We start from the raw sequence: 10,256 nt of genomic DNA, 5'->3' as shown, positions 1-10,256 counted from the left end.
ATGAGCCTTTTAGAGGAAAGAGGGTGTGACGATTCTTCCAATTCCAGTTCTTCCAATTAATTTTCAATGGGTTGCGTTTTGCTTCTTTATATATATAACTACTTAATAATCAATTAATTATATAATCCATAAAGAGAGGGTTGGTATGTGCGTGCCCTTATTGGAATCTGGAAGATTTGGAATATTGGAAGATTCGTCTTTCCTGATTGGCTGCATTTGTGAATGAACTGAAACGCCTTTCGCTTATTTCCTCGGTTTGCCTTCTTTCTCCAAGGCTTCCCCCTGAGGGCAGTTTGCCTCTGCGCGGCGTGTTTCCTCTACGAGGCATTCCCAAGCTTGCCTAATCTCGCGCATCACTCCGACGGCGAACCTCTCGACGTCAAATCCCTCACCTGCGTTCACCTCCTTGAAGTTGAAGCGCACATGGCCGTCCCTAAAGCGGTAAGTTAGGGTGATGAAGTGGCCGTTAAACAATCTGACGTTACGCTTTTCGGGTGCCATACAGCCCCTTTCCACGAAGCTGGCGCCAAACTCGTCGTCCAACACCAGGCTGCCCAAATAAGCCTTGCCGACCTTGAGGAGCGCGTCTTCACGAAGAAGCGTCCTCAAGTCAATGCAGAGCATAATGTTCTTTTTATACATAATTGCTTCGGACAGACAGGAATGGTTTGGTCTGTGCTGCCCTCGGCAATGGGGAAACGAGGGCAATAACGGTAAGCGGTTTTCGGCGTATGGCTTACGTCATGTGGGCGAAAGAAAAAACAAAAGCCGAAACACTCTGAAAATCAAGAGCATTTCGGCTGAAAAAATTCTGTAAAAAAAAATGTCTGCGCTTACAAAATCGCTTACGTACGGTCCTTACGGCTTACACAAGAGCCTATAGGCACTTGGTGGAACGTAGCTGTCTTTGACAGACTTCGTAAAGAGCGGCGTCGCTGAGGTCTTCTTCATTGTCGTCCCTTGCGTTACGTTGGGGTAGGGGACTGCTGGTGTCGAGGATAAGAATGGAGATACTGATTTTTTCCTCTATATCCTTACTGATGCGGCGTCTGTCCGAGTTGGGAGTTTTGCCGAACTGCTTTTCCACAAGATGCTTGGCGGAACAGTTGGTCTGCTTCTCGATAAAGTCCTGCTCTAAGAGTTGCTGCATCAGGATGGTAAGCGTGGCGCTTGTGCCCGTCCACTTGATGTCGCAATGACGTGGCTGCCCCTCAAACAGGCGGTCGAAGTCGTCAGGATCCGTGTCTGCGTCTATCCATTTCCATTCCGTCCATTTGCGGTACAGTATGTCCACTCTTTGCCTTTGCCGCGCCATAATCCCTTTGTTTCCATGTCTGTAATATCTTATGGTAAGAGGCTTTTCGTTGGCCGTGACAGCCTTCTTCCGGCGCTTTCCGCTTTTGTCTGCGCTGCCTTCGCTATGGCTGTTTCCGTCCCACGGATCTTCCTCGACGAAGCGGTCGAACCATCCGTCCGGCATCTGCAGGGATACTATTCTGTCGAGAGTGTGGCTCCATCCCTCTGGCGTGTTGTCCGCCACAATACATGTCAGATTCCACGTCAGGGTGAAATTATAGAACGGGTGGCGGCTGGTGTTGACGGCAAGTATGGCGAAGCCGAAGACGATGCAGACTGCTTTGCGCACCTCTTCTTGGTTTACGTGTCGGTCGAAGCGTCTGTACTGGTTGAATTTCATGAGCCATAGGTTTTGCAGTTCCGGAATCACCTCTTCTCCTTTTTCGGCTATTACGGTCAGCAATTCTTGAGTCTCGGCGAAACACTCTTCAGGGCATAGCCCGAACTCAGTCAGTTCAGCTTCCAGCTGCGGTCCGATTTTACAGACCGCCCTGTAAAGGTGGTTTTCTGCATAGAGATTATTTACGGCCTCTATCTCTGCGTTTTGGAATCTCGTCTTCATTAACGTAATCTTGCGTTTGTTCTTCTATTATGTCAAACCATTGTTCAAGTATTGACCGTCCGTCCAGAATGTGCTGTCCGTTGCTGAAGTCATTCAGCATTTCCTTGGTCATGGGGAAGAAAGCCTTGACGTAGTCGTTGATGCGATATGTCTTGAAGTCCTTGAATGTGATGCAGATATCGTAGCCGTTATCGGCACACAGTCTCACCATTTCTGCCATGTCCCTGTTTTTGGGCGATATGTTTCCGTGGCTGTTCTGGTCGAATTCCAGGGTATAGAAGCCCTTGATGGCTTTCGATATCTCTGCAGTCCTTACAATAGCCTTCACTCTTGCCGACTTTATCTCCGTGGTTTTCGACTTGTTTATCTTCTTCGGGTTCTGGAATGTGAAGGTCACTCTGCGTATATAGTCGCCATGTTCGTAAATGCGGTCGTAAACAAACTGCCAGATGTCGGTAGGCTTCATGCGCGACTCTATGCGCATCGCAAGATCGTATCGGTCGGCAAGGATGCGGTTGAAGTTGTCCAGCAGCATGTCGCGCAGCATATCGGGTTTGCTTCCCCATGCTGTCGACTTCTCTATGGCAAGGATGCAATGTCCTGGTCGGTTGTCGATAAGCACGTGGCAGTAGGGGTTTGATTCCAGTTCCTGCATTTCGTAGTTGTCGATGCCGTGTCTGTCTTTGCCGTTACGTGTCCACCATTCCTTCAGCTGGCTGTTGTTGACGCGCCATACGTATATGTCGCCTTGCTTCGCTATGACATCGTTGGGCAGACGCGTGAATTCGCCTTTCTTGTTCTGCTTGCCAAGGTTGTCCACCGAATTTTTGTCGAACAGGCTGGCAAAGCAGGTTTGTGCTATATTTAGGTTGTTTGTGCCGTCGGTGCCGTCAGACTTTGCCGTAATGGTAGGCTCAGGGTTCTTGTGGAAGTCGTATTTGTAAATGGCGTACGAGGATTCTTCTTTGTTCATAAGCAGTTTTTTGGAGGTTAATAATTGTGATGATCAAGGTTTGGCGGTTATCCGTCAAATCAGATGGTTGTATGAATTGGATACAAATGTAAGCAAATTTTATTGAATGGGAGAAGAAAATGTTGGGAAAATCCTTTCTGCGCCCCCAAAGGTCAGCTCTTATGTTGTATATAGTAAAACGGACTATAGTAATGTATATGTAGATTCTTTTCTGCAAGCAGCATTCTTTTTCAGTTAATGTAAACTGTTTATTGAGAATAAAAATGTATCTTTGCACGTTAATCAAATATTATGTAGCAATATAAATAATCGTGTCAAGACCGTATTGGCAGAAATAGGTATTACACGAGTTGATTTGCCATACAAAAGTGGAATGAACAGAATATGAGATATACTATCGAAGAGATACGTCAGATGCCCGAAGGGCAGACTTTCGACTGCAAGAGCATTCATATAGAACCGAAGGCTCTCGCCAACACTATTGTCGCTATGGCAAATGCCGATGGCGGCATGATAGCCGTAGGTATATCCGACAAAACTCGTCGTATCGAGGGTGTCAACCAAGACAAGGCTCATTTGAATGAGATACTTCGCACTCCGTTTGATTTCTGTGTACCCACCATTTCTGTTACGACAGAGTTCATGCCTTGCCAAGACAGCGAGGGCAATGACAACCACATACTGATAATCCATGTCCCGGCCAGTCCTCGCCTCCATGCCAACCAAGCCGATGAGGTGTTTTGGCGGGTGGGCGACAAGTCGCGTAAGCTACCCTTTGAGGAACGTCTGCAACTGATGTATGACAAGGGTGAACGATACTATGAGGACAGCCCTGCCTACGATGCCACTATCGAGGATATCGACATGGATACCGTAAAAGCATATATGAAGCGCATTGGTTATGGCAAGTCTCCAATGGAATACCTGCAAGAGAACAAAGGATTCCTGACTTACAAGGGCGATGTACCACAAGTCAGCACTGCCTGCATCTTGCTCTTCGGTAAGCGTCCCCAGAACTTCTTCCCTCGTGCCCGTGTCCGTTTTATCAAGTACTATGGCACAGAAGAGAAAGTCGGCAGGGAAATGAACGTTATCAAGGATGTCACCTTCGAGGGGCGCATCCTCGACCAGATACAGAAAACCATCGATTACCTCGAAACGCAAGTGAAGGAACATTCCTATCTCGGTGAGGACGGACTCTTCAAGACCGACAGGGAATATCCTAAGTTCGTGATACAAGAGATGACGGTAAACTCGGTTTGCCACCGCGATTATAGCATCAAAGGAACGGAGATACAGATAAAGATGTTTGACGACCGACTTGTGTTCGAGACCCCCGGTAAGCTGCCAGGTATCGTCCGCACCGACAATATCCGCCACACCCATTTTTCCCGTAATCCCAAGATAGCCGAGTACCTGAAAGCCTACGACTATGTAAAGGAGTTCGGTGAAGGAGTTGACCGTATGTGTCGTGAGCTTTCTGCCATTGGCACGAAGGAACCCCAATATCATCTGGTTGCCTTTATAATGAAAACTTCTGTGTGGGCTAATTTATTGGAGGAAGAGCAAGAAAAGACTATGTCCGACCAGAAGCGACCAGAAAGCGACCAGAAAGATAGTGAAACTACCCAGAAACTACCCAGAAACTACCCAGAAACTACCCAGAAACAAGCTCTGGATATAACGCCCGTACAAAAAGAAATTATCGAATTCCTGCTTAAATGTCCATATGCGGGACGTAAAGAAATATCATCTCACTTAGATTCTTTATCAGAAGATGGTGTAAAATACAACTTAAAATTACTCCAGCAGAAAGGCATCATAAAACGCATAGGTCCAAATAAGGGAGGGTATTGGAAAGTTTTGACATTTGAATAGGAACTAAAACAAGGACTAATTATGTGGACAATAGGATATATTCAATAAACGCATACCGACTGATTTAAAGCGAAAGCCTATAGTCAGTCGTTTTTTATTTTGTTGTTGTTTTCTTTTATAACCTAAAATCCGCAACCTGTAAATTTACTATTTATCATAACACCGATTATGTTAACAAAGGACACTCTTCTTTATTTAGGCGAAAAAAGACTTGTTGGTTAAACGTTGTTAATTTTGATACTTTGAATTAAAAAAGTCGTTTATTAATTATTATCTTTGTAATATCAAATAAGAACTTGAATTGTTAACATTCTTCATTATGGAAAATAATACAGAACTCATTTCACAATGTGAGGCAAGAGCCAAGGAATGGCTCACTCCGTCATTTGACGAGGCCACAAGAACAGAAGTACAGAAAATGCTCGATTCTGAGGACAAATCGGCCCTTATCGACGCTTTCTATCAGAACCTCGAATTCGGTACTGGTGGTTTGCGTGGCATCATGGGTGCCGGAACCAACAGAATGAACAAATATATCGTCGGCATGGCTACACAGGGATTTGCCAACTACATCCTTAAGGCATTCCCCGGAGAGAAGGATCTCTCGGTTGTTGTAGGTCACGACTGCCGTAACAACTCACGCCTTTTCGCAGAAACCGTAGCTGCCATTTTCTCAGCCAACGGCATCAAGGCATATCTTTTCGAAGGTCTTCGCCCTACCCCGGAAATTTCGTTCGCCATTCGTCAGCTCGGCGCTAAGGCTGGCGTGAACGTTACTGCTTCACACAACCCGAAGGAATACAACGGATATAAGGCTTACTGGAGCGACGGCGCTCAGGTATTGGCTCCGCACGATACAGGCATCATCGAGGAAGTGAACAAGGTAACGATTGAGGACGTGAAGTTCGAGCCTAACAAGGACCTTATCAAGATTATAGGTGGCGAGATGGACTACGACTATATGACAGCCGTACATTCAGCTATGATTGACCAGGACGTCATCAACCGTCAGAAGGACCTCAACATCGTTTATTCTGCCATGCACGGTACAGGCCGTGTTATCGTTCCGCTCTGCCTCCGTTCATGGGGCTTCCAGAACATCAACGTCGTTCCTGAGCAGATGGTTGTAGACGGCAACTTCCCGACCGTTGTTTCGCCTAACCCTGAGAATGCAGAGGCTATGACCCTCGGCATGAAGCTCGGTACGAAGCTTAACGCCGACCTCGTTGTCGCAACCGACCCTGACGCAGACCGTCTTGCCATCGTCTGCCGCGACGACAAGGGCGAATGGATGATCATCAACGGCAACCAGACAGCCATGATGTTCTGCTACTATATCATCGAGAACAAGAAGAAGCTGGGCAAGCTCCAGCCTACAGACTTCCTCGTCAAGACCATCGTTACAACGGAGGTTATCGCTGAGATAGCCAAGAAGAACAACGTGGAGCTTCGCGACTGCTACACAGGCTTCAAGTGGATTGCACGCGAGATTGCCATTTCTGAGGGCAAGCAGCAGTATATCGGCGGTGGCGAGGAGAGCTTCGGCTTCCTGCCTTACGACAAGGTTCGCGACAAGGACGCTCCTGCTTCCATCTGCCTTATCTGCGAGATTGCAGCATGGGCCAAGGATCAGGGCAAGACTCTCTACGACCTCCTGATGCAGATTTATGCTGAGTATGGCTTCAGCAAGGAGTTTACGGTTAACGTGGTACGTCCGGGCAAGACTGGCGCCGACGAAATCAAGCAGATGATGGCAGCCTTCCGTCAGAACCCGCCGAAGGAGCTTGGTGGCAGCAAGATTTGCGTATGGAAGGACTACCAGAACCTCACTCTTACAAAGGAGGATGGCAGCGTGGAGAAGCTCGACATGCCTGCTACAAGCAACGTTCTGCAATGGTTCTGCACAGACGGCACCAAGGTGAGCGTTCGTCCTTCAGGTACAGAGCCTAAGATCAAGTTCTACATCGAGGTGAAGGATCCGTCGTTCAAGTGTGCCGGATGCTACGAGCGTTGCTCGAAGGATGCAGACAAGAAGATTGAGGCTATCAAGAAGGGTCTCGGACTCGACTAATATTTAAGAACATTCGAGACTGTCATTTATGATGGTCTCGTACAAGCAACATGTCCACTTGAAAGAGTTTTTATTCACTAAACCTTTTAAGTGGACATTGTTGTTTTATTTACTAAAACATCAAAAAATGAATAGAAAGTTGTTTTCAGTTCTCCTGTTCTCCTTTTCTTTAGGTCTCGGCTCGGCAAATGCACAGAACTTTGCACGTAAGGTGAATACGCTTATAGGAACGGACTACACAGGAAATACATATCCAGGAGCGCAGGCACCTTTCGGAATGGTGCAGCTTAGCCCTGACAACGGACTGCCAGGATGGGACCGCATAGCAGGCTACTTCTATCCGGACAGCACTATAGCCGGCTTCAGCCATACGCATCTCTCTGGTACGGGAGCTGGCGACCTATACGACATCTCCTATCTTCCAGCCACAAAGCCTTTCTCAATCGGCGAAGAACCGTTGGGGCTGCATTCCAAATTCAGTCATAAAGATGAGACGGCATACGCAGGATATTATCAGGTAAGGCTGCAGGACTACGATATTAATGTGGAACTTACCGCAACACCACGATGTGGCGTTCAACGCTATACTTTCCCTAAGAATGGCAAGGAAAGATATGTGGTGCTGAATCTTGCAAAGGCGATGAACTGGGACGCCACAAAGAATTCGGGCATCACACTTGTAGATTCGTTCACTATTGAGGGCTATCGCTTCTCGGACGGTTGGGCAAGAGGGCAAAGAGTATGGTTTCGTACTCGCTTCTCGCAGCCTATCAAGTCCATAGAGATAGAGAAGACTCCCATTTCTTCAGACGCAAACGGATGCGTGGCTTACTTGACGTTCGATGCTGACGGTCCGGAACAGCTTGTTCTGTGTACGTCATTATCAGGTACAGGCAAGGAAGGAGCAAAGAAAAATCTGCAGAAGGAATGTTCAAGTAATGATTTTGATTATTACAAGCAACAGGCTGAGAGACAATGGGATAAAGAACTTGGTAAGATAGAAATAGAAGGCGGCACAAAGAGTCAGCAGACATGCTTCTATACTGCCTTGTATCATGCTATGATAGCCCCCACCCTATTCTGCGACGTGGACGGTTCGTATATGGGTCCTGACGGCAAGACGCATGTCCAGACAGCATGGCAGAACTACAGCACATTCTCTTTGTGGGACACTTATCGTGCTGCTCATCCCCTTTACAGCATCATCGACCAGAAACGTGCCGCCGACATGGTAAACTCGCTCGTGGCTTTCAGTAAGGAAAACGGCAGGTTGCCGGTATGGAACATGTGGGCTTCAGAGACGGATATGATGATTGGTTATCATGCCGCTTCTGTCATAGCAGAGGCTGTCCTTAAAGGCTTACCGGGAATTGACGCCAATGCTGCCCTGGACGAATGCGTCAAGACAGCCAACCTGGACGATTATAGAGGCATCGGCATGTATAAGAAGTTGGGTTATGTGCCTTACGACATCAAGGAGCCGACACTTGGCGACGACTGGTCGTTATCGCGCACTTTGGAATACGCTTACGATGATGCCTGCATAGCCGAACTGGCAAAGATGCTTGGAAAGACAGACGTTTACAAGACATTCTCAAAACGTGCGCAGAATTACCGAAACGTATATAATCCGACATCCACTTTCATGCAGCCTCGCGACTCGAAGGGCGACTTCCAGCCTGACTATTCGCCAGACAACTATACCTCACATATATGTGAAAGCAACGGTTGGCATTATATGTGGTCAGTTCAGCACGACGTCAAGGGCCTTGTAAAGCTCGTAGGCAAGAAGCGTTTCACGGAAAAGCTGGACAGCATGTTCACGTATAGTCCGAAGGCTAATGCAGAACTTCCGCTTTTCAGCACGGGAATGATTGGTCAGTATGCTCAAGGCAACGAGCCGAGTCATCATGTGGCTTACCTGTTCAATAAGATAGGACAACCCGAGAAGACGCAGAAATACATATACGAAATCCTAACCGGACTCTATAAGGACACTCCCGACGGTCTTTGCGGCAACGAAGACTGCGGACAGACGTCAGCATGGTATGTGTTAAGTGCTCTTGGATTCTATCCGCTTAATCCCGTAAGTTGCCAGTATGAACTGGGCACTCCGTTATTCAAGAAAGCCACCATCCATCTTGAGAACGGCAAAGACTTTGTCATAGAGAGCCAAAACCATACCGATGGCAAGTATGAGGTGGAGAGCGCATACATCAACGGCAAGAAGGTGAAGGACTATACCATCGACCACAAGGCTATGATGAACGGCGGAACCCTAACATTTAAGATGAAACAATAATATGAATCCAGACTTGACATTTTATATCATCTGCATCCTCATCGCGATAGTAGGATTCTTGGTATTCAAGAAAGTGACCAGCTGTCTGTTTAAGGCTGCGCTTACGATAGTGGCAGTCGTAATACTTGCAGCCATTTACTTTATGTACATAAAATGATAACATTAATAGTTGATAGCGGAAGCACCAAGACTTCTTGGTGCTTCGCTTTTTTGCCAGATACGAAATCGGCAGACGGGGCGAGGACTGTTACTACAGAAGGACTTAATCCTGCCGTAATGTCAGCAGAAGAAGTGGAGGAAAAAATAGCCAAAGCCTTAAACCATTGTCTGCAATCCCTAAGCATTTCAGCAGCCGACGTTGACAACGTGTTTTTCTATGGTGCCGGATGCATAGCAGGAAGAGCAGGTGTGGTAAGCGAAAGCATTTCCTCAATACTTGTTGATGCAAAGATATACGTGGCAGATGATCTGCTTGGAGCAGCAAGAGCCTTGTGCGGTCATAAGTCCGGCATAGCATGTATTTTAGGAACCGGATCGAACTCGTGTCTGTATGATGGAGAAAACATAGTGGCGCACACTCCTGCCTTAGGATATGTCTTGGGCGACGAAGGAAGTGGAGCTGTATTAGGCAGGAAATTCCTTAATGCCGTATTAAAGCAGACATTACCCGAAAACATCCGCAAACGGTTTCTTCAGGAAAGCGGGCTGGATATGGCTGAGGTCATAAATCGGGTGTACCGCTCCCCTGCCCCAAACCGATTCCTTGCATCCATGTCAAAATACATTCACGGCTATTTGGACGAAAAGGAAGTAAGGGATATCGTGATTGATAATTTTGAGGATTTCATCCGCAACAACATACTTGCTTATGGCGACGAATTCAGAACAATAAATGTTGTCGGAAGTATCGCCTACCACTATAAGGAGCAACTGACAGAAGCTGCAAGCAGGAATGGCTTTCAAATCGGGAAGATAATAAAAAGCCCGATAGAAGGACTGATAGAATACCACATGAGTTAAGAAATTATGCTGTTATTTTAAGTTTTTCAGACTGTGTTACCGAAAACATTTAAAAAATGCAATATCGAGATAGCAGTTTTTATATAAAACATTT

At 46.8% G+C, this 10,256-nt stretch carries 7 protein-coding genes; 4 read left to right on the top strand and 3 right to left on the bottom strand.

The window, feature by feature from the left end; genetic code table 11:
• Positions 1–243 precede the first annotated feature (243 nt).
• From CHL74_RS11115 to CHL74_RS11105, 3 genes are all read right to left on the bottom strand, one after another.
• Entirely contained in the window at positions 244–609 is a 366-nt protein-coding gene (locus CHL74_RS11115; protein WP_141241313.1) for a hypothetical protein, read from the bottom strand.
• 268 nt (positions 610–877) lie between these two features.
• Positions 878–1,918, bottom strand: coding sequence for a hypothetical protein (locus CHL74_RS11110; RefSeq protein ID WP_094881219.1), 1,041 nt, complete (start codon positions 1,916–1,918; stop codon positions 878–880).
• Positions 1,875–2,891 carry a hypothetical protein gene (locus tag CHL74_RS11105; protein WP_094881218.1) on the bottom strand — a complete coding sequence of 339 codons (1,017 nt, stop codon included), beginning with the start codon at positions 2,889–2,891 and terminating at the stop codon, positions 1,875–1,877. Before CHL74_RS11105 ends, CHL74_RS11110 begins: the two co-directional genes overlap by 44 nt.
• Before the next feature lie 384 nt (positions 2,892–3,275).
• On the opposite strand from CHL74_RS11105, the gene CHL74_RS11100 reads away from it, so the two are divergent.
• The 4 genes from CHL74_RS11100 (at position 3,276) to CHL74_RS11080 (ending at position 10,162) form a co-directional block, all read left to right on the top strand.
• Positions 3,276–4,769 (top strand): RNA-binding domain-containing protein, encoded by a 1,494-nt coding sequence (locus tag CHL74_RS11100; RefSeq protein WP_094881217.1) that lies wholly within the window; start codon positions 3,276–3,278, stop codon positions 4,767–4,769.
• A gap of 319 nt (positions 4,770–5,088) precedes the next feature.
• Positions 5,089–6,840 carry a phospho-sugar mutase gene (locus CHL74_RS11095; RefSeq protein ID WP_094881216.1) on the top strand — a complete coding sequence of 584 codons (1,752 nt, stop codon included), beginning with the start codon at positions 5,089–5,091 and terminating at the stop codon, positions 6,838–6,840.
• A gap of 127 nt (positions 6,841–6,967) precedes the next feature.
• Complete coding sequence (locus tag CHL74_RS11090; RefSeq protein WP_094881215.1) at positions 6,968–9,142, top strand: GH92 family glycosyl hydrolase; 2,175 nt, start codon at positions 6,968–6,970, stop codon at positions 9,140–9,142.
• A 153-nt stretch (positions 9,143–9,295) separates the two neighbouring features.
• Complete coding sequence (locus CHL74_RS11080; protein ID WP_254923283.1) at positions 9,296–10,162, top strand: BadF/BadG/BcrA/BcrD ATPase family protein; 867 nt, start codon at positions 9,296–9,298, stop codon at positions 10,160–10,162.
• Positions 10,163–10,256 lie beyond the last annotated feature (94 nt).

This window comes from Prevotella sp. 885, from assembly GCF_002265625.1.
Taxonomy (GTDB): Bacteria; Bacteroidota; Bacteroidia; order Bacteroidales; family Bacteroidaceae; genus Prevotella.
The sequence above is the reverse complement of the archived record's forward strand: the minus strand, read 5'-3'. Positions and strand labels throughout refer to the sequence as shown.